Consider the following 26371-nt stretch of genomic DNA (forward strand, 5'->3'; position numbering starts at 1 on the left):
ATACAGCCGATTTACCCACTCAAATCGGCTGTATGTCCGTTGAAGGGGAGAGGGGAGGGGCGCACGATGGCAACAGGTGGCAAATGACGGCAACGATGGTACCGGCGACCTACGCTGAACCCGTATCGTGTATACGTGTCCGTCACACGACTCGTCATAGAGGAGGAGTCCGCATGCTGCTGATCAACGACCGTCACGCCCCGGTGGATCTCGAACCCGGCACGGTCCCCGTGTTGCGTTGGCGCGACGATGCCGTGACCCGGGCCGCCGATTCCGTGCGCTGCGGCGATCCCGTCGCCTATCAGGTGATCGTCGCCGAGACCGCGACGGATGTGCTCGCCGGTCGCGGCTCGGTGTGGGACGGCGGCTGGGCCGACGGCGACGCGTGGAACGGCGTGCCGCTGGATCATGTCGATACCGATCCGTCACGTCGATACTGGGTTTCGTTGCGGTGGAAGTATGCGGATGGCACGATCGGCGACTGGGCCGAGCCAACGACGTTCGGTACCGGTGCCGGCCGTGACTGGCACGCCGATCCGATCTGGGGTCCGGAATCGTCGACGTCGGATGACGATGCGACCGTCGGCGAACGTAACGACACCGATCTGGCCAACGCATCGACCGCGCGGGATCGTCGTACGACCGCCGCGACGGTCGCGGACCTCGGCAACGCCACCGGCTGGGCGATCCTACGGGGCACCGTCACCCTGCCGGACAAGCCGATCCGCTGGGCCACACTCAACGCCACCGGCGCATCCACCCGCCCCGCACGCCAGTTCGTGTATCGTCTCCGGCTCAACAACCGGTTCGTCGGCGTCGGCCCGACCTTCCCGATCCACGACGAAGCCCGCTACGACGGCTACGACGTCACCGAGCTGCTCCGCGCCGGCGACCGCAACGCGATCGGCGTCGTCGCCTATGCGATGGACGACCGTCGATTTATCGCCCAGCTCGACGTCTGCTATGCGGACGGCACTGTCGAACATTACGGCACCGGCGCACCCGGCGCACACGGCATGATCTGGCGCGCGCTCGCCGACCCGGCCGCCGTCTACCCGCCCAGCGCGTCGATCGGCACGCAGTACTTCGACGCTCCGGCCGAAAACGTGCGCGGCGACGCGTATCCGTACGATCTCGCCGATCCTGATGCGCATTGCGATGACGTCGCCGGCACTGTCGACAGTGCGTGGATCCCGGTGTCCGTCAAACCGCCGTTCGCCGAACTGTTGGCCACGCCGACCGACAAACTCGCCGTACGATACGTGCGGCCGACGTCGCTGCTGCGCGTGGAACGTCCCGTGAAACATGGTGATCCCGACGACGCGTCGATCTGCACTACGGCCGACGCTGCGGTCGGTACCGCAACCGAATCCGCCGCCCAGATCCTCAGCGTCGTCGCCGACTTCGGTGGCGCGCACATGGGCGGCATCCGACTCAACCTGCACCCGCGCCGGCCGATCGACGTCACCGTTCGATACGGCGAAATCCTTAACCCCGACGGCACCGTCAAGTTCCATCTCTCCGCCGGCAACACGTACGAGGAGCATTGGCGCATCGTCCCCGGTGGTCGTCCGATCGAAACGTGGGGGCTGCGCGTCTTCCGCTACGTCGAAATCAGCGTGAGTCAGCCGCCGGCCGCGCCGTCGTCGTGGGATACGCCGTCGCCCACCGGGCTTGACGAGCGAGCCGCCGCGATCGCGGAGATCCTGCTCGGCGGCGATGACGGTCGCGATGATACGGATCGTAGCGACTATAGCAAGATCGACACTAATAATACGGAACGCATTATTTGCGCGAACGTTGTCACCGACAGTTGCGCCGCCGCGACCGACGGCATCCCCGCACTGTCCGCCGCCGCGCTCGTCCACCCGTCGCTGGCCGGCTCGACCGACGGTTATCCCGGCGCGTTCCGTTCGTCCGATCCCGCACTGAACAAGGTCTGGCAACTGTCCGCGCACACGATCGAAGTGCTGAACGGCAACATCTACGCCGACTCGTGGACCCGCGAACGCGCTGCCTACGAGGCCGACGCGTGGCTCCAGCAGCGCGCGCACCTCGCGCTCGACGCATCCCCCGCGCTCGGCGCGTACACGATCGACTACCTCATCGCGAACCGCACCTGGCCCACCGAATGGCCGCTGTATCTCGTCCTCGCCGTGCATGACGCGTGGATGCGCGGCGGCTCGACCGCACAGATCGCCGACCAGTACGACGGCCTGCTCGCGTTGCTGCCCGACCGTTATCTCGACGCGGCGACCGGCCTTATCGTCAAGGCGCCGGGTGAGTCGAGCAGGACCGACGGTGATCTCGTGGACTGGCCGCCGTCCGAACGCGACGGATTCGTGTTCGGCGAGGTCAACACGGTCGTCAACGCGCTCGCGTCGCGCGTGTACGCTGATATGGCCGATCTCGCGCGGGCCGTCGGGCGTGGCGATGACGCGGTGCGGTTCGCGAACGTCGCGCTGCGGATGCGCGAGGCGATGCATCGGCGACTGTACGATGCGGATCGCGGCGCGTATCTGGACGGGCTGACGGTGGCCGCGGCTGACGATGCCGGTGCGACGACGGTCGATAACATCGATAAGGCGAACGTCGCCGCGGTGATGACCGGTGATGCCGGCGCAACTGATGACGGGTGTGTCGATGAGCCGGCTGCGTTCGTCGCCGGCGGGCGTCGGTTCGTGCCGATCGATCACGCGTCGCTGCACGCGTCCGCGTTTGCGCTGGCGTTCGCCGACGTGCCGGCCGCGCGGGCGGCGCGGGTTGTCGCGTTCCTGCGTTCGCGCGGCATGGCGTGCAGCGTGTACACGGCTGCACCGTACCTGCTTGGATTGTATGCGACGGGCGTGGCCGGGGCGAGCGGGGATGCGACCGCGATGATCACCGACCGCCGCACCACGCATTCGTGGGCGTACATGATCGCGCAGAACGCGGGCGGCACGATGGAGGCGTGGGATGTGGCGCGCAAGCCGAACACCACGTATTCGCATCCGTGGGCCGCGTCGCCGGTGTTCCTGCTGCCGGAGGGGCTGATGGGCGTGCGTTCGATCGAGCCGGGGTATCGTCGGTTCGAGGTCGCGCCGCAGCCGGGGGAGGTGCGTGCGGCGAGTGCCGTTGTGCCGACGCCGGCCGGTGACATCCGCGTGGCGTACCAGGTGACGGATGGTGGTGCGGCTGATGATACGGTTGCGGTCGAACTTGATCTGACCGTGCCGTCGCGCACCCGCGCCGACGTGAAGCTGCCGCGCGCGACGTACCGCGATCTCGGACCGGGCGAGTACCACCTGATCGGCTGAGCCGGCGGTGTGCCGGAAGTGCTGTTGGTCACGCGATGGTATTTTGGCGGTATTTGCCATCCCGTGATCGCAGGCCGGGCGTGCGCCGGTCACGCGATGGAAAACAGATCGGATCTGCCGTCGCGTGACCTTGTATTCGGATATTTCGCGGTCACGTGATGGCATTTTGGCGGTATGTTCCATCGCGTGACTGCGGGGCCGGTCGCGGGATGGCATATGAGCCGGTTTTGCCATCCCGTGACCTCGTGATCGAGCATTGCGTGGTCACGCGATGGTATTGAGGCGGTATTTTCCATCCCGTGGTCGGGCTGTTGGTCACGCGATGGAAAAGCGTCTCCGTATGCCATCGCGTGACCTTACCGGCGGAGGATGCAGGCGCACGCGATGGTTTTGTATCGCAACAATCCATCGCGTGATCGGGCTGCTGGTCACGGGATGGCAGAACGTCGCTGTATGCCATCGCGTGACCGCGCGGCCGTGAACAACATACTTCGTTTGATCGTCGAACTATCGCGTGTCGCAAAATTGTAGCGCTACAATAATGAATGTCACCGATGAACCATCACCGTATGTCGTAACGAATATCAACCCAACTCCAGCAAGGAAGCGTCATGACTGAACCCACCCAAGACTATCCGAACATCGTCGGCACATCCGCAGACGAGATCGCGTCGACCCTCGCCGGCGCCACCAACGGCAACGCCACCGACGTCAGCGTCGAAAACTCGGCCACATCGTCCGATCAACACAACGACATCGCCGCGCAGGTCTTCCACGTCGACCCGACCGGCACCGCGATCGAATGGACCAGCGACGGCGAATACGTGCGCGTCGACGCGTGGGGCGCGAACAGCGTGCGCGTGCGGTCGCGACTCATGCAGCACCCGCTCGACACCGACTGGGCGCTCCTCAAGCCGCCAGCCAACGCACCCAAGCCGAGCATTGCGGTCGGCGAGACCGCCGCCGCGCTCGTCAATGGTGAGATCGCGGTCAAACTCGAGATCATCGGCTGGGCCAAGGACCAGCTGCGACTGCACTTCATCGACACACGCACCGGAAAGACGCTCCTCAAGGAAGCCTCCGACGGCGGCGCACTCCGCCTGCGCGCCCGCAAGCACAACCCGCTCGAATCCGGCGCGGAAGCACCGGTCGCATCCTTCGAGCCGCCGGCCGGCGAGCATCTGTACGGCATGGGCGAATACCAGCAGAACGTCCTCGACCTCAAAGGCTCCACGCTCGAACTCGCGCACCGCAACTCGCAATGCTCCGTCCCGTTCGTCCTCTCCAGCGCCGGCTACGGGTTCCTGTGGCACAATCCGGCCATCGGCCGCGTCACGTTCGCACAGAACCGCACCGAATGGCAGGCTGACTACTGCGATCAGATCGACTACTGGATCACCGCGGGCCGTACGCCGGCGCAGATCGAATCGCAGTACGCCGACGCGACCGGTCACGCGCCCGTCATGCCCGAATGGGGCCTCGGATTCTGGCAGTGCAAGCTGCGCTACTGGAATCAGGAGCAGCTGCTCGACGTGGCGCGCGGCTTCAAGAAGCGCGGCATCCCGCTCGACTTGATCGTCGTCGACTTCTTCCACTGGCCGCTCATGGGCGACTTCCGTTTCGACGAGGAATTCTGGCCCGACCCGAAGGCCATGGCCGACGAACTGCACGCGATGGGCGTCAAGCTCATGGTGTCCATCTGGCCGCAGATCGATCTCAAGTCCGAAAACTACGAGGAGATGCGCCACCGCAACTTCCTCGCCAAGACCCGCACCGGCAAGGACGTGGGCATGTGGTGGCCGCGCGACAGCCAGTTCTTCGACGCGACCAACCCGGACGCGCGCAAGTTCGTGTGGGGCAAGGTCAAGGAGCACTACACCGACCTCGGCGTGGACGCGTTCTGGCTCGACGAGGCCGAACCCGAGTGGGGCGGCGACTACGACTACGCGCATTACATTTTCAACGCCGGCCCGGTCGGCAAGATCGGCAACCTGTACCCGCAGAAGTACAACCAGACTTTCTACGAAGGCCAGCTGTCGATCGGCCGCGAGAACAACGCGGTGAACCTGTCGCGCGCCGCATGGGCCGGTGCGCAGCGCTACGGCGCGCTCGTGTGGTCGGGCGACGTGCACTCCACGTTCGACGATCTCAAGGCGCAGATCACGTGCGCGATCCACATGGGTGCGGCCGGCATCCCGTGGTTCACCACCGACATGGGCGGCTTCGCCGGCTCCGACATCACCACCGACGCGTTCAAGGAACTGTTCGTGCGCTGGTGCCAGTTCTCCACGTTCCTGCCCGTCATGCGCAATCACGGCGACCGCGGCCCGGACCACCATCAGGTGCTCGACCAGCGCGGCAACCAGATCACCCATGTGCACACCGGCGACGACAACGAGCCGTGGAGCTTCGGCGCGGACGTTGAGAAGACGATGGTCAAGTACATCCGGCTGCGCGAGGCGATGCGTCCGTACACGCGCGAGCTGTTCGCGGCGGCGCACGAGTCCGGCCAGCCGCTCGTGCGAGGACTGTTCTATGAGTTCCCGGGCGAGGAGGCCGCGGCCGACATCGCCGACGAGTATCTGTTCGGACCGGATATTCTGGTTGCGCCGGTGACCGAGCTGGGCGCGCGCTCGCGCGAGGTGTACCTGCCGGGTGCGTCCGGGGCGGCTGGCGCGAGCGAGACCGGTGCCGCTGGCGATGCGTCTGGTGCGCCCGCCGAACCGACCACGTGGACGAATCTGCACACCGGCGAGACGTTCGTCGGCGGTCAGACGATCACCGTCGACGCGCCGCTCGACGTCGTGCCGGCGTTCGCCCGCAACGGTCGCGATCACGGCCTTGCCGGACTGATCTGATCCGATCCGGCCATGGCTTCCGTCACCCTTGACGACGTCGCCGCGCGCGCCGGCGTTTCGCGCATGACCGCGTCGAACGCGCTGCGCGGCAAAACGGTCGCCGGCGATCCCGACAGGCCGCTCGTCAAACCGGCGACCGCCGCACGCGTACGCAAGGCGGCCGCCGAGCTCGGCTATCGACCGAACCTCGCCGCGCGCCGGCTCAGCTCCGGTCGCACCGGCATCATCGGACTGTCCGTCGCCGACCTCGACATGATCTTTCCCGCCGCGCTCGCCGCGACGCTGTCCGATGAGGCGTACCGACGCGGCTTCCAGCTCGTCACCCAGCAGACGCGCATGTCCGCCGACTACGAGCGCGAGATGCTTGGCAGCGCCAGCGCGCAGGTGTGCGACGGCACGATCGTGTGCTGGCCGACGCGCGACACCGTTGCGGCGCTCGCGTCCATGCGCGGGCATCCCACGGTCGTGCTTGACGGGTTCGGGCTGGACGGTGATGCGGGTGTTGGCGATGACGGTGGCGCGGGTGCGAATACGGATGCGAATACGGATGCGGATCGCCCGTTGGATCGCGTGTTTACCCCATGTGTTGCCGGTGCGCGGGCGGCGGTGCGGCATCTCGTTGCGGCCGGTGCGCGGCGGATACTGCTGCTCGGCACGTCGTACCGTGAGCCGACGGCGTTGGCCGGTGCTGCGAATAGCGCCGAATTGCGGTTGCGCGGCGCGTGCGAGGCGTTGCGTGAGGCCGAACTGCCGTACGGGCCGGATCTGGTGCGACCATGCGGCTGGACGCGGCGGTCCGGGTACGACGCGATGACGCGGATCCTCGCGGAGTGCGGGATCGCCGCGAGCGGTGTCTCTGTTGACGGCTGCCGTGTCGATGATGCGGCAGCTGACGACGGGCGAAACGCTAGCGATGAGTGCTGTGTTGCGGATGCGGTTGCTGATGGCAGGCGGGGCGTTGACGTTGCGTCGAGGCTTGGTTTCGATGCGGTGTTCTGCATGGCTGATACGGTCGCGATCGGCGCGCTCAAGGCGCTGACCGATGCCGGAGTGCGAGTGCCGGATGACGTGATGGTCATGGGCTTCGACGGCGTGGAGGACGGCCGATACACCAATCCCGGACTATCCAGCGTCGCGATCGATGTCGGTGAGATCGCACGAGTATGCCTTGATATGCTCGCCGATCGTATTGGCTCGGGGGATGGCCGCGTTGCGGCGTCGCGTGCTCATACGCTCGCCTACCGTATCGTCGCGCGCGGCAGCGCCGAGCGAAACCGCTCCTAACCGTGTCGCGTCATCACCCGTGAACCTTGAGCCTTAAACCTTAAATCCCTACCTCCCTCTAACGGACATACAGCCGATTCGAACACCAAAATCGGCTGTATGTCCGTTAAGGGTGAATGGAAGGGACGAGACGTTCTTGCCCTCCCCGTAACGGACATACAGTCGTTTTGGGTGGTGCAATCGGCTGTATGTACGTTGACGGTGTTGCTGTATGTACGTTGAAGGTGTTGGATTGGGTTTGGGGTCTTCCTTTTCCTTTGACGGACGGTCTTCCTTTTCCTTTGACGGACATACAGCCGATTTTTACCCGTCAATCGGCTGTATGTCCGTTACCGGGGTGTCTGTATGTCCGTTGGGAGGGTCTGCGGGGCCTTGTTGACGGAATTGCAGAGAAGAAGAGTGGCGGCGAGTCAAGAAAACGTCATCACGGCGTGTTATTCAAACGTTTGAATATACAATAATGGCAAACCGACACCACAACGAGGAGGAGTGTCATGACCGTATACCACGTTTCCGCATCCGCAGCATCATCCACCAACGCCGACGGTACCGCATCCCGTCCGTTCCACACCATCAACGAAGCCGCCGCCATCGCGCGCGCCGGCGACGAGATCATCGTGCACGACGGTGTCTACCGCGAGTCCGTCACCCCGCAATACGGCGGCGACAGTGCGGAATATCGCATCGTCTACCGCGCCGCCGACGGCGAACATCCCGTCATCAAGGGATCCGAGCGCGTCGACACCTGGCAGCGCGTCGCATCCTCCGCAGATGGCACCGTATGGAAGGCCGAACTGCCGAACGCCATGTTCGGTGCGTTCAATCCATACGCGCGCACGGTATTCGGCGACTGGGTGATCGACGCGAGCTCGCACGCCCGCGCCATCCGCGAGGATCTGGACGAGCTTTCACCAGAAGCCGCCGCAGCCGGTTATCCCGAGCATCCCGCATGCCACCTCGGTTGCGTTTACCTCGACGGCAAAGCCCTCTACGAGGCGTTCAGCCGCGAGGAAGTCGCCCACCCCCGACCGCGCACGGTCGGCTTCGACTGCGGCGCATGGAGCAACGGTCCGGTCGCCGACACCGCCGCCGGCAACCCGGACCTCACCACGCTCGTCTGGTACGCCGAAGTCACCGGCGACGCACACACCGGCGCCACCACCATCTGGGCCAACTTCCACGACGCGGACCCGAACGAATCCTTCACCGAAATCACCGTGCGCGAAACCTGCTTCGCCCCGTCCCGCCCGCAAATCAACTACATCACCGTGCGCGGCTTCGAAATCGCCCAGGCCGCAACCCCGTGGGCCCCGCCCACCGCGGACCAGATCGGCATGATCGACACGCGCTGGTCGCGTGGCTGGATCATCGAAAACAACCACATCCACGACGCGCGCTGCTCCGCCGTCGCCCTCGGCAAGGAAGGATCCACCGGCGACAACGACTGCACGCGCACCCGCCGCAAGTCCGGCTACCAGTACCAGATGGAGGCCGTGTTCAAGGCTCTGCGCTTCGGCTGGCAGCGCGGCGTGGTCGGCGGCCATCTCGTGCGCGGCAACCGCATCCACGACTGCGGCCAGACCGGCATCGTCGGCCACATGGGTTGCGCGTTCAGCCGCATCGAACACAACGAGATCTACAACGTCGCCACGCGCCGCGAATTCTGGGGTCACGAGATCGGCGGCATCAAGTTCCACGCCGCGGTCGACACGGTCATCGCGAACAACAACATCCACGACTGCACGCTCGGCATGTGGCTCGACTGGCAGACGCAGGGCACGCACATCGACCGCAACGTGTTCTGGGCGAACACGCGCGACATCATGATCGAGGTCAGTCACGGCCCGTACACGATCAGCAACAATGTGCTCGCCTCGCCGATCAGCCTCGACATCATCTCCGACGGCGGCGCGTACGTGAATAACCTCATCGCCGGCACGATCCGGCTCGGTCGCGTCATGGATCGCTCCACGCCGTACCATTTCCCGCATACCACCGCGCCGGCCGGCTCCGCGTTCGTCTACGGCGGCGACGACCGGTTCGTCAACAACCTGTTTGTGCAAGCCGCCGGCACGCCCGCCGACGCCGACGAACAGACCGGTTGGCTGGCCGTCGGGCATGGCACGCGCGCGTACAATCTGCAGACGTTGCATGATCTGCCGCGCGGTCGCGGGGAGCATGGGGAGCGTCCGACGACGCTGGATGAATACCGCAGTCTGGCGTGGGCAACCGTGGGAAACGGCGATGAGGAGGCGTTTCGTGAGGTGCCGCAGCCGGTGTACGCCCGCGACAACACGTACGTCGGCGGCGCGCGTGCGTTGCTCGGCGAGACCGGTGCGATCGTGCGCGACGGTTCGTTTGCGGTTGATGTCGCGCAGGACGATGCCGATCGTTCGGTGCGGTTGACGGTTCGGGCGGACGCGGCTGATGCCGTGAAGGCTGACCCTGCGTTGTTTGGCACCGGTGCGATCGTGCGTACTGCCGATCTCGGCGAGCCGCGCATTGTGGAGGAGCGTTTCGAGCGTGCGGACGGCAACCCGTTCGTCTTCGACACGGATCTCGTGGGCGAGGCGCGTGCGGCACAGTCCGCGCGCGGTCCGCTCGCCTCGCTGCGTGCGAACCAGCCCGTTGCCGTCTGGCGGTGACGGTGATGCCGCTGATGTCCTTGAGGCAATAAAGCCGGACCATGCGTTCCGCGCTCGCTGATTGTGGTCACGCGATGGTAATTCGGGCCGATCTGCCATCGCGTGACCGGTAAGTCGTGTACGGGATGGCATGATCGTTGCGTTTTTCCATCGCGTGACCGTGATCCGACTTTGCACGAGGTCACGCGATGGAATCTGGGGCAAATTTTCCATCGCGTGATCGACTGCTTGGGCACGGGATGGAAAAACTTGTGATTCTGCCATCCCGTGACCTTGACGCGACCATATACGTGGTCACGCGATGGTGATTTCGTATGCGTTTTCCATCGCGTGACTGACGGCTCGCCCACGGGATGGAATTCTCGTATGTTCTGCCATCGCGTGACCGACGGCTCGTGCACAGGATGGCAATATGCGTCGTTATGCCGTCTCGTGACCTGCTACGACGTCCGACGGCGGTCACACGGTGGCATCGTGAGGTGTTTTGCCATTGCGTGACTTGATATATGGGGGAGGCCCGGTCACGCGATGGCAAATCGGGCCGATCTGCCATCGCGTGACCGGAGACGTTGCGGGAGCGGACTACCGCATGGTGGATTCGCGCTGGACGAGACGGTAGTTGGCGACCAGACGGCGTGGTGCGGACGACGCGTTGACATCGGCCGGACGATCGATGCGCGCGACGAGTAAGTCGAGCGCCTTGCGTGCGTAGTCGTCGTAGTCAATGGCGATCGTGCTGATCGACGGCGACGTGTACGCCGTCTCACGAATCCCATCGAATCCGATGATCGCCACGTCGTCCGGCACGCGTACGCCGCGATCTGCGAACCCGCGCGCCGCACCGATCGCCATCACGTCGTTCAGGCAGAACAGGCCGTCGATCGGCAGGCCGCCCTTGCCGGGGCACGACCGTGCGGCCAGCCGGTGCGCAGCCTTGCGAGCCTCCTCGAAATCCCATGAACAGTCGATCGCCAGATCCGGTTCGAACGCGATGCCGGCCTCATCCAGCGCTGCCATTGCCCCGCGCAACCGCTGCGTGCGGAATGCTGAATTGCCATCCTTCGCAAACACGACCGAACTCGCCTTGTCCGGCGCATCTGCCCGCACGCCGATGCCAAGTATCCCGATCCTCCGGCATCCCACCGCAATCAGGTGCCGCACCGCATCCCGCGCGCCCTCAAAACTTGGCGTCACCACCGCATCGAACAGCGGCGTATCCGAAAAATCCTCGCACCACACCATCGGTTTCGTGCCGATATGCGATCTGATCTCCTCTGCCGACACGCGCGCCGGACTGAAGATCAGGCCGTCGCAGAACTGGCTCGTCGTGCGTTCCAGCGCCTGCAGCTCGCCCTCGCGCGAATTGGCCGTTTCCTGAATGATCACGCGCAGTCCGCGCTCGCCGGCCTCGCGCGTAATCGCCGCCGCGAGCCGCATCGGCTGCGCCGCCTCCAACGCGTACACCGCCACGCCGATCACCCCGTTGCGTCCGGCTTTCAGAATCCGTGCCGACAGATTCGCCGAGTATCCGAGCTCCCGCGCCGCCGCGCGCACGCGTGCGACGGTGTCGGCCTGGAAACGCGTGTCGCCGCGCAGGATGTACGACACCGCCGACGCCGATACCCCGGCCTTCGCCGCCACGTCCCGCAACGTCGCCATGTGCGCCTCCCGCATGTGTCTGCTGTGATGCATACGTGTGCATGTATGTCTGCCGTGCATGTATGCATGTGTCGGATGCCCGGTTGCCGTATGCCGCCGGACTCCCGTCACTATGGTGCCAGACGGTCCGGTCGTGCGATACTCGCCTGTTATGTGGCGTTTCTTGACGTGCGGTTTCTCTCGACGTAGTTCCCCGACATGTGATGTCTCTCTGACGGGCATACAGCCGTTTTTGCCCTATGAAATCGGCTGTATGTCCGTTGGGGAGAAGTGAGGTTGGAGATGGAGAGCCGTGGGATATTTGTGATGGTTCGCTTCATTGCAACGGACATACAGCCGATTCGACCGTCCTTTTCGGCTGTATGTCCGTTGAAGGAAGGGGCGACTGTTGGAGGAAGGTGATGACTGTTGAGGAAGGGGGATGAGGATGCGTTAGCGTGTTCGGCTTTCCGTATTGCCGAAACGAACATACAGCCGATTTCACCCCCGCAATCGGCTGTATGTCCGTTGGAGGTTGAAGCGGTGAGAATGACAGACGGCTGGGATGACGAACGGTAGACGGCGGCGGGACGGCGAGCGTTTGGGACAGTGGACAGTGGAGGGCTGCAGGGCGGCGGAGAAACGGACGGTGGACTGCGAGGTTGTGATGGTTCCGGCGGTCGCGGCACGCTTGTACGTTGCGCACCGCGCACCACGCACCCACAACCCCCACAAACGAGAAGGCCCGGCGGATTGGGCCGGGCCTTCTCGCGAGAAAGGAGAAGAGAAGAAGAAGGTTTCAGTTGTTCGCGGCTTGTTCGGCCGTGATTCCTATATAACCGCACGTTGCATAGCGTAACGTGCGGTTTGGCTGAGTGTTTCCTGTGAGTCGTGTCACGTGGCGGCCCACACGGCGAGGCCGGCTCACACGGCGAGCCGCCATGCGACGAGCCATGCGACGAGCCATGCGACAATCCGCCATGCGACAAACCCGACTCACGCCGTGAACTCGACCGCCGCCCACGATACGGCCGGCATCGCGAAGCGCAGCGTGCCCGCGTCCACCGCGGACACCGTCAGCTCGCCCGGCGTCACGGCGTCCGGATCCTCGGCCGTGTTCTGCAGATACGGGTTGTCGCTGTGCAGCATCTGCGCGCGCGTCACCGTCACGTCACCCGCGCCGGCGAGTCCGTCGAGCGACACGGTCACGTCGTGCGCCGCGCCGAGATCACGGTTCACCGCGAGCAGCAGTCCGCGCCGCGCCGCCGCATCCCACGTCACCACGGCCTCGATCGCCGCGACCTCGCCGTACGACTTGGTCGCCACCGTCGGCGAGGCGACCGTCGGCACGAACACGTCGCCACGTGCGTGCGCGGCAGCCTCCGCGAACGGATAGAAGATCGTCTGCCGCCACGCCGGTCCGCCGTTCGGCTCGGCCATGATCGGCGCGATCACGTTGACCAACTGCGCGCGCGACGCCGACCGCACGCGGTCGCAATGCTTGAGCAGCGTGATCATGAGCGAGCCTTCGACCACCGCATCGGCCGCGGTGTAGATGTCCTCGAGCAGATGCGGCGCGACCGGCCATGCGCCGTGATGCAGCCCGTTCGCGGACTCCTGCTTCCACGCCTCCTCCTGCTCGTTCCACGCGTCGGAATACCACACGCCCCACTCGTCGAACGACAGCGCGATGTCCTTGTCGCCGTGGTTCGCGGCCTTCGCGGCGTCCGCCTGCGCGGCCACGGTGGTGATGAAGTACGTCATGTCCTCGGACGAGGCGAGGAAGTCCTGCAGCTCCACGGCATCATGCGTGCGATGGCCGTGATCCATGTAGTACGCGTGCGCGGACACGAAGTCGAGGTTTTTGTACGCCTTGGTGAGCACCTTGCGCTCCCATTCGCCGAACGTCGGCATGTGCGCGTTCGATGAACCGCATGCGACGAGTTCGAGGCCGGATTCGGCGAGTTTCATCGCGTGCGCCACGCGGTCGACCGCCGCCGCATACTCGTCCGGGCTCATGTGGCCGACCTGCCACGGGCCGTCCATCTCGTTGCCGATGCACCACATCTTCACGTCCATCGGCTCTTCGATGCCGTTCCGCACGCGGCGGTCGGCCAGCTCGGTGCCGGCGGTGCCGTTGACGTACTCGAGTTCCTCGAGCGCCGCCTTGAGTCCGCGCGTGCCCATGTTCACGGCGAGCATGATTTCGGTGCCGGACTTCTGGCTCCAGCGGTAGAAATCATCGATGCCCATCTGGTTGGTTTCGGTGCAGTGCCAGGCGAGGTCGCGGCGCACGGGGCGCTGGTCGCGCGGGCCGGTGCCGTCCTCCCAGTTGTAGTTGGATACGAAGTTGCCGCCGGGGTAGCGCACGCAGGTCACGCCGAGCTCCTTGACGAGGTCGAGCACGTCCTGGCGGAAGCCGTTTTCGTCGGCGGTGGGATGATCAGGTTCGTAGATGCCGCCGTAGACGCATCGGCCGAGGTGTTCGACGAACGAGCCGAACAGTCGCGGCGGGACGTCGGCGAGCGGCTTGGCGCCGGCGAGGCTGATGGTTGCGGCGGATGATGGTGTGGTTTGGGTTGCTTCGTTGCTCATGTGATGCTCCTTTGCCTGTGTGATGGGTGTGGTGCCAGGTGCGTGGCGGGCGATGCCGTGCGGCGTCGCCCGCCGGTGTCGCCTGTTGTTGAGTTACGGTCGTTTCTGTGGGCCGTGGCGACCGTAACTCAACACTAAGTCGTCACTGTTGTTGAGTTACGGTCGTTATGACCGGCGAAAACGACCGTAACTCAATGAGATGGTCACGATGTTGTTGAGTTACGGTCGTTGATGCGACGCGAGACGACCGTAACTCAACAGGATGATGGCGTTGGTGTTGAGTTACGGTCGCTTCAGTCGCCTCAGTCGCCTCGCGTGGACGGATCAGAGCTTGAACGCAGCCTCGACGGCGTCGTATTCGGTGGCGGTGATCGGCAGGATCGCGCCGTGACGCTTCTTCAGCGTGCCGAAGTCGATGTCGTCGGCCACAGCCCAGTCGGCCGGATCGTTGCTGGCGAGGTTCGCCGAGCGGAACGGCAGGTAGCCCTTGGCCTCCGCGTACTGGTCGCACATCAGGCCGAACTTCATCTCACGGCCGTTGATCGTCTTGATGTCGGCATCGTTGTAGCGGAACAGCTCCGGGCCTTCGAGATAGAACCACGAGTAGCGGCCGTTGCCGAGGATGCTGGTCAGCGAGCCGACGTACGACCACGCGTTCGGATCGTCGGTGCGCAGCACCTCGTAGGCGCTCGCGTACGGGTTGCGCGTGCGTTCGATGGTGATTTCGGAATCCTTGGACGCGCGGTACCACCAGCCGTCGTCGTCGCGCAGCATGGTCGAGTCGATCACGCTGTTCTTGCGATCGATCCACTTGACCGGGTCGGAGAACGTGACGAGGTCCTTGCTGGTCGCGTAGTACATGTTCGTGCGGTCGCCGAGCTCGTTGTTGAGCGGGCTGCCCGGCTCGTCGACGTTGGTCTTGGTGGCCCAGAACACGATCCACTGCTGCTTGTCCGGATCCCAGTTGGCCTCCGGCGCCCACGCCATGCCCGCGCCCGGGATCTTCGAGGCGACGTCGACGAGGCGCGGCTCGCTCCAATGCACGAGGTCGGGGGAGTCCCAGATCACAAGGCCGGTGGAGCCGTTCGTGGTCGCGCCGTCGTGCGGGCCCCAGCCGCCGCGGTAGTGGATGGACAGGTCGGTGGCGACGATGTGGAAGCCGCCGTTCGGGTCGCGCGTGATGTGCGGGTCGCGCGTGCCCTTCTCACCGCCGAGCCAGGTGAGTGCCGGCTTGCCGGCCGGGCGCAGGTCGTGCCACGTGACGCCATCGCGGCTGAGCGCGAAGTACAGCTGTTCCTCCATCGGGGTCTTCTCGTCGCCGATGAAGTGGACGAAGAGGTAGGCCTCGGTCTTCGGGGTGGATTCGGTCATATGATTGCTCCTTGGTTGTGGGATGTTGTCTGAGTATTGGTTGCCGGCGTGCCGGTTGCCGCGGTCGTCTCGGTCGTCGGCGGCGCGGCGGTGGCCGTCGACTCGCGTGCGACGAGCTGGTAGCCGATGGTCGCACGCGACGGTGCGGCCTGTTGGTCGCCGCGCGAGCGTGTCTCGATGCGGCGGACGATCATGTCGAGCGCGAACTGCGCGAGCTGGTTGAGGTTGACTTCGATGGTGCTTAGCGTGGGCGTCGCGTAGGCGCCGAAGCTGGTGCCGTCGATGCCGATGACCTTCACGTCGTCCGGCACGCGGATGCCACGGTCGGCGAGCCCCCGGATCACGCCGAACGCGGCATAGTCATTCGCGCAGAACACGCCGTCGAACGGCGTCGCGATCGTGTCTGCACCGGTATTCGCGCCCGCATTTGTGTCCGCTCCCGACCGGGCGGCCAGGATCGCGTCGGCGAGCCGATGCCCGGCGTCGATGCCGTCCTCGCTGTTGTAGCCGCGGAACGTCACTGATGCGTCATACGGCAGTCCGGCGTCGAGCAGCGCACCGCTTGCGCCGCGCAACCGCAGATCATAGGAGTGCTCGGCGTGCGCGAGTTCGGCGCGCGGGATGTACCCGCCGCCGACGATCGCGATGTGCCGGCATCCGCGTTCGATGAGATGCTGCACGGCGGCCCGCGCGCCTTCCTCGTTGGGGAAGTTCACGGTGTCGACGCTGGGTGTCTCCTCGCAGCCGTCGATGAGCACGAGCGGTCGGCCCGCGTTCATCTTGGCCAGCGGCAGGTTGGTGCCGAGGCCGGATGCGTGGATGATCTCGCCGTCGAACAGCTGACCGGAGAACGGGTTGGACGTGAGCGCCTGTTCGGCGGCGGCGGGAGAGTACCGGGTCTGTTCGACGAACGGCGTGAGGCCGCGCTCGGTGGTGGCGTTGGCGAGCGCCTGCACGAGTTTGGAGTAGAACGGCGAGTCGAATTCGTTGACGATGATGTGGATGATGTTGCTGCGGCCCGACTTGAGCATGCTGGCGGTCAGGTTGATGCGGTAGTTCAGTCGGTTCGCGGTGTCGATGACCTTCTGGCGGGTCGATTCGCGCACGCCGGGCTTGCCGTGCAGCGCGTTGGATGCGGTCATGGGGGAGACCCCGGCCGCTGCGGCCACGTCGCGCAGCGTCGTCTTGCCGTTGCCCATGCCCGGCCTCCTTCATCGGATCGTAGGACTTGCGTACATATGTTGTACATATATCGATACGTACGGAAAAATCATACAACGATTCCAGTATTTTCCTTGACGATCGTTGCGATATCAGGCGACGCGCCGACGCATGACGACCGGTTGTCGTATCACAAATCTCCCATAAAATATGTATCGGTACATAAAACTGTCGACGAAAGAGACACGATACCATGACGAATTCTTCCACCACCGCACTTCCCCAGGCATGGCGCCCGCCGATGGGCTGGAACAGCTGGGACTCCTACGGCACCACCGTCACCGAAAGCGAACTGCTCGCCAACGCGAGGTTCATGACCGAGCATCTCAAGGACGCCGGCTGGGACACGCTGGTCATCGACATCGACTGGTACGACCCGACCGCGCGCGCCCACGGCTACAACGAGAACGCGCCGCTCATCCTCGACGAATACGGCCGCCAGCTGCCCGACCCCGTGCGCTTCCCGTCCGCCGCGAACGGCAAGGGCTTCGCGCCGCTCGCCGCCGCCGTCCACGAACTCGGCCTCAAGCTCGGCGTGCACATGATGCGCGGCATCCCGCGCCTCGCCGTCGACCGCAACCTGCCCGTGTACGGCACCGAGTACACCGCGCGCGACGTGGCCGACCTCGACCACGTGTGCAAGTGGAACCCTGACAATTACGGCCTCAACCAGCGGCACCCCGGCGCGCAGGCCTGGTACGACGCGCAGCTCGACCTGTTCGCCTCGTGGGGACTCGACTTCCTCAAGGTCGACGACATGCAGACCCCGTTCCACAGTGATGAAATCGCTGCATACCACCGTGCGATCGCCAAGGCCGAGGCCAAGTATGGCCGTTCGATCGACCTGTCCCTGTCGCCCGGCGGCTGGGTGGCGACCTCGTACGTCGACTTCCTGCGCGAGAACGCGCAGATGTGGCGTATCTCCGACGATCTGTGGGACCGTTGGGAGGACATCTACCAGCAGTTCGCGCGGCTCGCGCGTTGGGCGCCGTTCCAGACGACCGGTCACTGGGCCGACGCCGACATGGTGCCGTTCGGCCACATCGGCCTGCGTGCCGAACGCGGCGACGACCGCCAGTCGAGGCTGACGCTCGACGAGCAGAAGACGCTGCTCGCGTTGTGGTGCATGGGCCGTTCGCCGCTTATGGTCGGCGGCGACCTGCCGACCAGCACGCCCGAGACGATCGAGTTGCTGGCCAACCCGGCGCTGCGCGAGGTGCTCGCCGGTTCGACCAACAACCGTGAAACCGTGCGCGAACGCATCTTCAAGCACTGGGGGGAGGACGACTCCTACCGCGGCGAGTTCATCGTCTGGGCCGCCGACGCGGCCGACTGGGCCGACGGCACGCCGTCCGCACACCGCGGCGGCCACTACGCGGCGCTGTTCTGGACCGGCTCCGACGACTTCGAGATCGGCGGCAACATCCAGCTGCAGTCCATCGTCGGACTCGACGCACGTGACGACGACTGGACGCTTACTGACCTGTTCGCCGGCGCGCCCGGTGCCGCGGCCGACGTGCGGCTGGAGGGCGAGGGCTCGGACCGCGTCATCACCGGCACGATCCCGGCGCACGGCGCGCTGTGGGTGGCGCTGGACCGCCAGTAACCGGATGACACGCCGGCAGCCTGATCACGACACGCGTGATGCGTTCCCGACAACCGCGGAACGTGGCCGTTCCCGAAATCACATCACGCGTGTCGTGATCACCCGCCCGGCGTGTCGCACGCTTTCATCCCTCAACCAAAGGACATCATCATGACCGACACACTCATCGCGACGCTCGACAAGGCCGGCGTGCGCAAGATCAGCACCGACCTGTGGGGCATCTTCTTCGAGGACATCAGCTATTCGGGCGACGGCGGCCTGAACAGCGAACTCGTGCAGAACGGCGCCTTCGAATACAATCGCGCCGACAGCGAGGACTGGAGCAACTACACCGCATGGCGCAAGACCGTGCCCGCCGGCTCGTTCGCCGCGTTCGCGCTCGGCGAGAAGAACCCGGTCGCCGTCGAGAACCCGCATTATGCGGTCGTCGAGGTCGGCTCGGTCGCCGGCGGTGCGCCCGCGCTCGAGAACCTCGGCTTCGACGGTATGGTTCTGCGCGCCGGCGAAACCTACCACTTCTCCGTCTGGACGCGCGTCCACGGCAAGCAGCTGCCACTGACCGTCGCCCTGTGCGGCGACCATGGCGAAACCCTCGCCGAAACCAGCCTCGTCGCGCCGGAATCGTACGCCGGCGGCGACTGGTCGTGGCTGCAGGCGACGCTGACCGTCCCGGCGGCACCGGACGCTGACGTCGCCGGCGACGCCAAGCCCGCCGTCGCCACGCAGGGCACCCTGCGCATCGCCTTCGCCGAACCCGGCACCATCGACCTCGACTTCGTGAGCTGCGAACCGCAGACCACCTACCGTGGCCTCGAGCACTTCCGCCCGGACCTCGTCAAGGCGCTTGCCGACCTGCATCCGCGCTTCATGCGCTTCCCCGGCGGCTGCATCACGCACGGCCTCGGCATGAGCAACATGTACCACTGGGATCGCACCATCGGTGACGTCGAGCATCGTCCGCACAACTTCAACGTGTGGGGCTACCACCAGTCGTTCCGCATCGGCTTCTACGAGTACTTCCGCCTGTGCGAGACCATCGGCGCCAAGCCGCTGCCCGTGCTGCCGGCCGGCGTGAGCTGCCAGAACACGAGCCAGGGCCCGGTTCCGGTCGCCCAGGAGGACATGCCCGCCTACATCGACGAGGTGCTCGGCCTCATCGACTTCTGCAACGCCGACCCGGCCACCAACGCGTGGGCCGCCAAGCGCGCGGAAATGGGTCATCCGGAGCCGTTCGGCCTCGAGTATCTCGGCATCGGCAACGAGGACCTCATCGACGACGTGTTCAAGGACCGCTTCCAGCAGATCTTCGACGCGGTCAAGCGCGAGCATCCCGAAATCACCGTCGTCGGCACGGTCGGCCCCGCGCCGGAGGGTCAGGACTACGAGCAGGGCTGGGCGTACGCGCGCGAGGCCGGTGTGCCGATCGTCGACGAGCACTCGTATCAGGCGCCGAGCTGGTGGTTCCACAACCTCGACCACTACGATCACACCGACCGCAAGGGTCCGAAGGTCTACCTCGGCGAATACGGCTCGTGGGGCACCGGCCTGATCAACGGTCTGTCCGAAGCCGCGTTCATGGGCCGCATGGAACTCAACGGCGACGTCGTGCACATGGCGTCGTACGCGCCGCTGTTCTGCAAGAACGGCCACGACAGCTGGAACCCGGATCTCATCTATTTCGACAACGAGCACGCGTATCGTCCATACAGCTACTGGGTGCAGCAGATGTATGCGACCACCACGGCCGACACCGCGTGGCCGGTCGCGCTCGACGGTCCTACCACGTTCCGCCGTGAACTGCCGAACACGATCGGCCTTGCGCTCGGCGGCGGCGCGCACGCCGACTTCCGCGATTTCTCAATCGAGACCGCGGACGGTGAACGCGTCGACCTGCCGGACGTCGACTATCGCGGCAACGGCATGACCCTGCCGGTCGACCTGAAGGCCGACGCGTACACGATCCGCGCGACCGTGACGTACTACACCGGCATGTGGGGCGTGCAGATCACGTCCGGCGACCTGAACGACAAGAGCCACAACCGTGTGTCGCTCGGCCGCGGCTTCGCGCTGCAGGTCGTGCGCGACGGCAGCGGCTACAACATCGCCGGCACGGAGACGTCGATGGATGCGGTGCGGCCGGGCACGGTGTGGCATGTGCGCATCGAGGTTGCCGATCGTGGCGCGTCGATGAAACTGATTATCGACGATCAGTTGGTCGCCGAAGGACACGAGACCGCGGACGAGCCGCGCCGCACGGTGTCGGTGTCGCGTGACGAGGCCGCCGGTGTGGACTACGTGCGTATCGTCAACGCGCTGCCCGACGCGGTGGACGTCGACCTGACGCAGGTGTTGGACGCGTTGGACGTTACAGATGCCGCGCGTGCGGTCGTCACGGCGAACGTGCTCACCGGCGACGATCCGTATGCCGGAGACAAGGGCGAGGATTCACCGACCCGGCCGACGTCTCATGAGGTGAACCTCGCCGGCGGCACGTATACCGCGCCGGCCTGGTCCTTCACTACGCTGGTGATCAAGTAGCGGTGCCGCCGGGCGGTGCGGGACGAGGCGTGTGATGTCGCGTGGCGGAAAACGCTCGCTGACGCTGCGCTCAGCGAGCGTTTTCCGCCACGCCGCGTACTGGCTCCCCTCCCTGAGGGGGGGGTGTCAGCGGAGCTGACTGAGGGGAGCGGTGCGACGATCCCACTCCCTGACAGACGATGCCGTCGTGGCGGTTTTCGCTCGCTGAGCGTCTACTCAGCGAGCGAAAACCGCCACGACAGTGCCTCCCAACGAGAGATACGGCGCATGTGTACGAAAGGAGCGAGTGTTGACCGATCAACAGAATGCAAGCCGCAACGCAACCGCCACCAGCTCCTCCAGCGCCGCCCTGCGCGCCGCCGTCTCGACGCCCGCCCCGCGCAAGATCACGCTGCGTGACGCCATCGGCTTCGGCATCGGCGACTTCTACGGCGGCGGCCAACTCACGCTCATCGCCACGTATCTGTCCTTGTTCTGGACGCGCTTTTGCGGCATGGACATCGCCACGTCGCAGACCGTCATCGGCCTGAGCGCCTTCGTCAGCGCGGTCGCCGCACTCGGTTTCGGCGTGCTCGACGACAATCTCTACCGTTACCCGATCGGCCGCCGTTTCGGCCGTCGCCGACTGCTGCTGCTCATCACTGCGCCGCTGCTGCTATGCGGTGTTTTCCTGTGGATCCCCGGCCACCGTTGGCCGTCTACGCCGCCGCATACATCCTCTGGGTCGTGCTCGCGCAGCTTTTCCAGACCGCCTACAATCCGCTGCCCGGCGAAATGACGTCCGACTTCAACGGCCGTACCACGCTGTCGACCGTCCGCATGTTCATTTCCACCGGCTCGACTACCGTCATTCCGCTCGTCGGCGGCGCGGCCATCGCTGTCGCCGGCGAGTCCAGTCCGACCGGCTATATGGCCTTCATCATCACGACGACCGTGCTGTTCGCGCTCGCCGTGCTGGTGAGCTGGCGTTGCACGTGGGAGATGACGCCGGAGCAGGCCGGCTTCGGTGCCTACGCGCGTGGCGAGGTGCGCGACGGGCGCATCGGTGCGCGCGGTTGGTTGCGTCGTGCCGGCAAGGTGCTGCGCGAGTATGCGACGACGCTACGTGTGGCCGAGTTCCGCAAACATCTGACGATCTATCTGCTCGTGCAGATGTCGATGGACGTGTTCGGTCAGGTGTTCGTGTTTTTCGTGGTGTACGACTGGAATCGCACGGCCGCGTTCGCGTCGCTGCTGCTCGGCTGCACGGCGGTGTCGCTGCCGCTCATGCCGTTGTTCGGATTCGGTATGGCGAAGCTTGGGCCGCGGCGCATGTATGCGATCGATTACGCGGGATGCCTGATCGGCGTGGTGTGGATGGCGTTGGCGTGGGCGATGGCCGCGGGCGGCGATGGTGCCGTGGATGATGGCTCGGCGGGCATGTTCGCCGGACTGTCCGGTGCGCTGACCGGCCCGGCGTGGACCGTGTTCGCGGTGGCCGGCGCGCTGTGGTTCTTCGCGTTCAAGGCGTTGTGCGGGTATCTGCCGTGGGCGGTGTTCCCGTACATCGCGGACATCGACCAGCTGGTGACGCGGCGGTATCGGTCGGCGACGTTCGCGGGATTGCAGGCGTCGTTGCGGCAGCTGTGTTCCGGTATCGGCACGATTGCGGTCGGCGTGGTGCTGTCGGCGGTGGGATTCGACGCGACGCGGCCGGCGCAGTCGCCGGCGGCGAGGATCGGTTTGGGGGCGGTGCTGCTTGGCTGGTTCGCGTGCGCGATGGTGATCTGTTGGGTCGTGTCGTCGCGGTTGGTGATCGACAAGCGGACCGACGGCGTGGTGCTGCGTGAGATCGACCGGCTGCGTGCCGGCGGTGCCAAGGATGACGTGACGCCGGACGTCCGGAAGGTGGTGGAGTCGCTGACCGGGTTGCCGTATGAGGACTGCTGGCGCTGAGGCGCCGGGTCCGGGCGTTCATAAGGTATCGTCCCTCACCCCCTACGGACATACAGCCGATTTATGCACCGGAATCGGCTGTATGTCCGTCCTGCTCTTGTGAATGAAATGTAAAATATCAAGAAAACCCGATGAATATACAAAAGATACGACGAAATCGGCATGCGCGCGGCGATGGACGCATCGTAAGCTGGAGCCACAACAGAAGATAGCAGTGGTAAAGACATAAAACAGCAAACATCAACTAAGGAGTCCATCATGAACAACAAGGACATGCTTGATCAGGCTCTGCGCGCTCCGCTGGCCTCCAACGATCCGTCCCTCGGCCACTACGCCCTGTCCCAGGCCGCGTGGGGTCTGATGAAGAACCTCGTCCGCAAGTAAGCGACGACCCAAACGTTCCCTCGCCGGCGTCAGCCGCGGCGGCCGCGATCCGCACCGCCAACGCGCGTAACGACGATCCCCAGGCCCGCAACCCAACGGTTGCGGGCCTTTTCCGTATGCATTCGCGCTTGCGCTCAGCCGGTCATCCATACCCGGGTCCTTCCCTCCCCATCCGCCTTAACGGACATTCATCTCTTCAACGGACAACCAGCCGATTCGTACCCCGCAATCGGCTGGTTGTCCGTTAGGAAGGGAGAAGAATGTGGCGGACCGTAACGCGACACTGCGAGCGTTGACACGATTTAACCCGCATGGCGTACAGTAGAGCCAGCAGTACCGGCCAACCAAAGGATGGGATTCATGGTCACGATGAGCGACGTCGCCCGCGCGGCAGGGGTCTCGCGCGCCACGGTATCGTATGCGTTGCGCGGCGATCCACGCATCACCGAGTCCACCGCCAGCAGGATCCGTCAGGTGGCCGCCGACCTGCACTACAACGCGAACCTGTCCGCACGCTCCCTGCGCTCCGGCCGCACCGGTGTCATCGGCGTCGCCATCTTCGAGCTCGACCGGCCGTATCCGTCCGAAATGGGCGCCGCCATGTCGCGCGAGATCGCGCGCCGTGGCTACCAGCCCATCGTGCAGCAGACGTCCGGTTCGAAGGACGACGAGGTCGCGATCCTGCGCAAGGTCACCAGTCAGCTGTGCGACGGCATGATCTTCAGCCCGGCCAAGGTCGCCGACGAGGAGCTGCGGTCGCTGTCGCACGGCAAGCCGATGGTGTTGCTCGACGATCTGTCGCCCGATCCGGTGTTCGATTCGGTCGCCACGGCCTGCGAGGCCGGTGCGCAGACCGCGGTGGGTCATCTGATCGAGATCGGCTGCCGCCATATCGTCGTGGTCGGTGCGCCGTACGAGATGCTGGTGGAGGATCGGCTGGCGTCGAGCGTGCGCGGCCGGCGTCTGCTCGGCAGCCTGCGTGCGTTCGAACAGGCCGATATTGAGGTCGGTCCGCAGAATTTCTTTGATATTCCGCTGTGGACGGCGGATGCGGCGCGTGCGTCGGCGCGACGGATGCTTGAGGCGGATCGGTACCGCGGAGTCGACGGCGTGTTCTGTCTGACGGATACGGTTGCGCTGGGTTTCATGCGCGGACTGGCCGACTGCGGCGTGCGTGTGCCGGATGATCTGGCGTTGATCGGGTTCGATGGGATCGCGGAAAGCGAGTATTCGATACCGTCGCTGTCGACGATTCGCACGAATCTGGACGATCTGTCGCGCAAGGCGGTCGGTTTGCTGATCGATCAGATCGAACACGACGGCATGACCGGCGATCCCCAACGCCTCACCGCCGACTTCGATCTCGTCGTCCGCGAATCCACCCAGCGCTAAAACGGACAACCAGCCGAAAACGGGGCCGGAATCGGCTGTATGTCCGTTAAGGGGACGGGAACTTGGCGTCGAAATGCGGCTCAGCGCTGTGCGCCCCCTTAACGGACATACAGCCGAAAATGGGGTCTGAATCGGCTGTATGTCCGTTGAAGTGAGAGGCGAAAATCGCTGGGCCGTGAATTGACGCCATCTCCCGTCCCCTTAACGGACATACAGCCGATTCAATCCCCATTTTCGGCTGTATGTCCGTAGGGTATGAGGGCCGATACGTTGAACCGCGTCCCTCCGGGTTCTCTCCTCACCGGCTATATGGGATGCATAGGGTGTGAGGTCCAACGGGTTGAGCTGTGCTTTCGCAGGTTCTCTCCTCATCACCCTCATTCCCACCATCATCCCCGCTTCGTCGATTCCCGTTCGACCAGCTGGTACCCGGCGACCACCCGCCGCGGCGGCAACGGATGGCCTGCGTCCTCGCACATGCGCCGCATGAGCAGGTCGATCGCCTTGCGTGCCAGATCCTCGAGATCCACGCTGATCGTGGTGAGCGACGGCACGAAGCTCGCGCCTTCCGCCACCCCGTCGAATCCCACCACGGCCACGTCATCCGGCACGCGCGCGCCGCAGTCGGCCAGTCCGCGGATGAATCCCATCGCCACGGTGTCGGTCAGGCAGAACGCCCCGTCGAACCGCCGCCCCGACCGCACCAACTCGTGCGCGCGCCGCCGCGCCGAGCCCGCGTCCCATGTCGTGTGCACGAACATGTCGGGCATAACGCGCATGCCGACGTCCTCGAGCGCCGAGATGCATCCGGCCAGCCGCCGCCCTTCCACGCCGTTGCGTGCGAACTCGTCGTCCAGCAACCGGTAATCCGGGCCGATCACGACGATGTCGCGGCATCCCACGCCGGCCAGATGCCGGATCGCCTGCGCCGCGCCCTCCTCGCATGGCGTGTCTACCGAGTCGAACACGGGCGCCGTCGAGCTGTCGTCGAGCAGCACCATCGGCTTGCCGTGCGAGAGGTATTTGAGTTCGGCGTCGCCGACGTTGCCGGGGCTGAAGATCATGCCGTCGCACAGCTGGGAGGTGATCTTCTGCAGGATGGCGATCTCGCCTTCCTTGGAGTTGGCGGTCTGCTGCACGATGGTCTGGCATCCGCGCCGCGCGATTTCGCGTGACATGGCGGCGCTCATTTCGGACGGGTAGGCCCGGTCGAGTTCGTAGATGGCCACGCCGATCACCCCGTTGCGGCCGGATCGCAGGGATCGTGCGGACAGGTTGGCTGTGTAGTGCAGCCGGGCGGCGGCGTGACGTACTTTGTCGGCGGTGCCCGGCGCGATGCGTGGGTCGCCGCGCAATGCATACGATGTCGTCGCCCGCGACACGCCGGCGGCCTTGGCGACATCGTCGATGGTGACCATGATTGCGGCTCCTGTGTTTTCCATGATTTCCAGCGTTTTCCGTGCGTTCGTATGGGCTCGTCGCACGTCGTTCGGCTGGGGTATACCGCACATCGTACGACACAACTTGACACGATTCAAATCGATGGTGTATAACGTAATCAACGCAGTTGAAACGAGTCAAATAAACGTTTCAATCTACGCCATCGCA

The 26371-nt window shown here is 65.1% G+C and carries 15 protein-coding genes; 10 read left to right on the forward strand and 5 right to left on the reverse strand.

Annotation, left to right across the window (positions count from 1 at the left end):
- Positions 1–173: 173 nt before the first annotated feature.
- The 4 genes from DSM100688_RS09255 to DSM100688_RS09270 all read left to right on the forward strand — a co-directional run bounded on the left by DSM100688_RS09255 (position 174) and on the right by DSM100688_RS09270 (position 10083).
- Positions 174–3296, forward strand: coding sequence for a family 78 glycoside hydrolase catalytic domain (locus DSM100688_RS09255; RefSeq protein ID WP_163146877.1), 3123 nt, complete (start codon positions 174–176; stop codon positions 3294–3296).
- A gap of 611 nt (positions 3297–3907) precedes the next feature.
- Positions 3908–6154 carry a glycoside hydrolase family 31 protein gene (locus DSM100688_RS09260; RefSeq protein ID WP_152358813.1) on the forward strand — a complete coding sequence of 749 codons (2247 nt, stop codon included), beginning with the start codon at positions 3908–3910 and terminating at the stop codon, positions 6152–6154.
- Between the two features lie 12 nt (positions 6155–6166).
- On the forward strand, positions 6167–7438 hold the full coding sequence (locus DSM100688_RS09265; RefSeq protein WP_152358814.1) for a LacI family DNA-binding transcriptional regulator: 1272 nt from the start codon (positions 6167–6169) through the stop codon (positions 7436–7438).
- Between the two features lie 494 nt (positions 7439–7932).
- Positions 7933–10083, forward strand: coding sequence for a right-handed parallel beta-helix repeat-containing protein (locus tag DSM100688_RS09270; protein ID WP_152358815.1), 2151 nt, complete (start codon positions 7933–7935; stop codon positions 10081–10083).
- 582 nt (positions 10084–10665) lie between these two features.
- Here DSM100688_RS09270 and DSM100688_RS09275 read toward each other — a convergent pair.
- From DSM100688_RS09275 to DSM100688_RS09290, 4 genes are all read right to left on the reverse strand, one after another.
- Positions 10666–11742 carry a LacI family DNA-binding transcriptional regulator gene (locus tag DSM100688_RS09275; protein ID WP_163146878.1) on the reverse strand — a complete coding sequence of 359 codons (1077 nt, stop codon included), beginning with the start codon at positions 11740–11742 and terminating at the stop codon, positions 10666–10668.
- A 975-nt stretch (positions 11743–12717) separates the two neighbouring features.
- A complete protein-coding gene (locus tag DSM100688_RS09280) occupies positions 12718–14316 on the reverse strand; it encodes an alpha-N-arabinofuranosidase (protein ID WP_152358817.1) in 1599 nt (532 codons plus the stop codon).
- A 324-nt stretch (positions 14317–14640) separates the two neighbouring features.
- The gene (locus DSM100688_RS09285; RefSeq protein WP_152358818.1) at positions 14641–15687 is read right to left on the reverse strand and encodes an alpha-arabinofuranosidase; all 1047 of its coding nucleotides are present in this window, start codon (positions 15685–15687) and stop codon (positions 14641–14643) included.
- Entirely contained in the window at positions 15684–16886 is a 1203-nt protein-coding gene (locus tag DSM100688_RS09290) for a LacI family DNA-binding transcriptional regulator (protein WP_152358819.1), read from the reverse strand. The genes DSM100688_RS09285 and DSM100688_RS09290 overlap by 4 nt, the downstream gene beginning before the upstream one ends.
- Before the next feature lie 263 nt (positions 16887–17149).
- Between DSM100688_RS09290 and DSM100688_RS09295 the strand changes: the two genes are divergently transcribed.
- The 6 genes from DSM100688_RS09295 (at position 17150) to DSM100688_RS09310 (ending at position 24763) form a co-directional block, all read left to right on the forward strand.
- Positions 17150–18514, forward strand: coding sequence for a glycoside hydrolase family 27 protein (locus DSM100688_RS09295; RefSeq protein WP_163146884.1), 1365 nt, complete (start codon positions 17150–17152; stop codon positions 18512–18514).
- 150 nt (positions 18515–18664) lie between these two features.
- A complete protein-coding gene (locus tag DSM100688_RS09300; protein ID WP_163146879.1) occupies positions 18665–21052 on the forward strand; it encodes an alpha-L-arabinofuranosidase C-terminal domain-containing protein in 2388 nt (795 codons plus the stop codon).
- Between the two features lie 289 nt (positions 21053–21341).
- Positions 21342–21830, forward strand: coding sequence for a hypothetical protein (locus DSM100688_RS12385; RefSeq protein WP_420837499.1), 489 nt, complete (start codon positions 21342–21344; stop codon positions 21828–21830).
- The gene (locus DSM100688_RS09305) at positions 21779–22987 is read left to right on the forward strand and encodes an MFS transporter (RefSeq protein ID WP_420837500.1); all 1209 of its coding nucleotides are present in this window, start codon (positions 21779–21781) and stop codon (positions 22985–22987) included. The genes DSM100688_RS12385 and DSM100688_RS09305 overlap by 52 nt, the downstream gene beginning before the upstream one ends.
- 258 nt (positions 22988–23245) lie before the next feature.
- On the forward strand, positions 23246–23371 hold the full coding sequence (locus DSM100688_RS12235; RefSeq protein ID WP_275575906.1) for a hypothetical protein: 126 nt from the start codon (positions 23246–23248) through the stop codon (positions 23369–23371).
- Positions 23372–23731: 360 nt separating this feature from the next.
- Positions 23732–24763, forward strand: coding sequence for a LacI family DNA-binding transcriptional regulator (locus tag DSM100688_RS09310; RefSeq protein WP_163146880.1), 1032 nt, complete (start codon positions 23732–23734; stop codon positions 24761–24763).
- Positions 24764–25152: 389 nt separating this feature from the next.
- Here the strand turns inward: DSM100688_RS09310 and DSM100688_RS09315 are convergent, their stop codons facing one another.
- The gene (locus DSM100688_RS09315) at positions 25153–26205 is read right to left on the reverse strand and encodes a LacI family DNA-binding transcriptional regulator (RefSeq protein WP_163146881.1); all 1053 of its coding nucleotides are present in this window, start codon (positions 26203–26205) and stop codon (positions 25153–25155) included.
- Positions 26206–26371: the final 166 nt, after the last annotated feature.

This window comes from Bifidobacterium ramosum (assembly GCF_009299505.1).
Lineage (GTDB): Bacteria > Actinomycetota > Actinomycetes > Actinomycetales > Bifidobacteriaceae > Bifidobacterium > Bifidobacterium ramosum.

Coding starts and splice junctions, on each gene's coding strand:
- DSM100688_RS09255 (WP_163146877.1), top strand. CDS start 174: ATGCTGCTGATCAACGACCGTCACGCCCCGGTGGATCTCGAACCCGGC.
- DSM100688_RS09260 (WP_152358813.1), top strand. CDS start 3,908: ATGACTGAACCCACCCAAGACTATCCGAACATCGTCGGCACATCCGCA.
- DSM100688_RS09265 (WP_152358814.1), top strand. CDS start 6,167: ATGGCTTCCGTCACCCTTGACGACGTCGCCGCGCGCGCCGGCGTTTCG.
- DSM100688_RS09270 (WP_152358815.1), top strand. CDS start 7,933: ATGACCGTATACCACGTTTCCGCATCCGCAGCATCATCCACCAACGCC.
- DSM100688_RS09275 (WP_163146878.1), bottom strand. CDS start 11,742: ATGGCGACGTTGCGGGACGTGGCGGCGAAGGCCGGGGTATCGGCGTCG.
- DSM100688_RS09280 (WP_152358817.1), bottom strand. CDS start 14,316: ATGAGCAACGAAGCAACCCAAACCACACCATCATCCGCCGCAACCATC.
- DSM100688_RS09285 (WP_152358818.1), bottom strand. CDS start 15,687: ATGACCGAATCCACCCCGAAGACCGAGGCCTACCTCTTCGTCCACTTC.
- DSM100688_RS09290 (WP_152358819.1), bottom strand. CDS start 16,886: ATGGGCAACGGCAAGACGACGCTGCGCGACGTGGCCGCAGCGGCCGGG.
- DSM100688_RS09295 (WP_163146884.1), top strand. CDS start 17,150: ATGGGCTGGAACAGCTGGGACTCCTACGGCACCACCGTCACCGAAAGC.
- DSM100688_RS09300 (WP_163146879.1), top strand. CDS start 18,665: ATGACCGACACACTCATCGCGACGCTCGACAAGGCCGGCGTGCGCAAG.
- DSM100688_RS12235 (WP_275575906.1), top strand. CDS start 23,246: ATGAACAACAAGGACATGCTTGATCAGGCTCTGCGCGCTCCGCTGGCC.
- DSM100688_RS09310 (WP_163146880.1), top strand. CDS start 23,732: ATGGTCACGATGAGCGACGTCGCCCGCGCGGCAGGGGTCTCGCGCGCC.
- DSM100688_RS09315 (WP_163146881.1), bottom strand. CDS start 26,205: ATGGAAAACACAGGAGCCGCAATCATGGTCACCATCGACGATGTCGCC.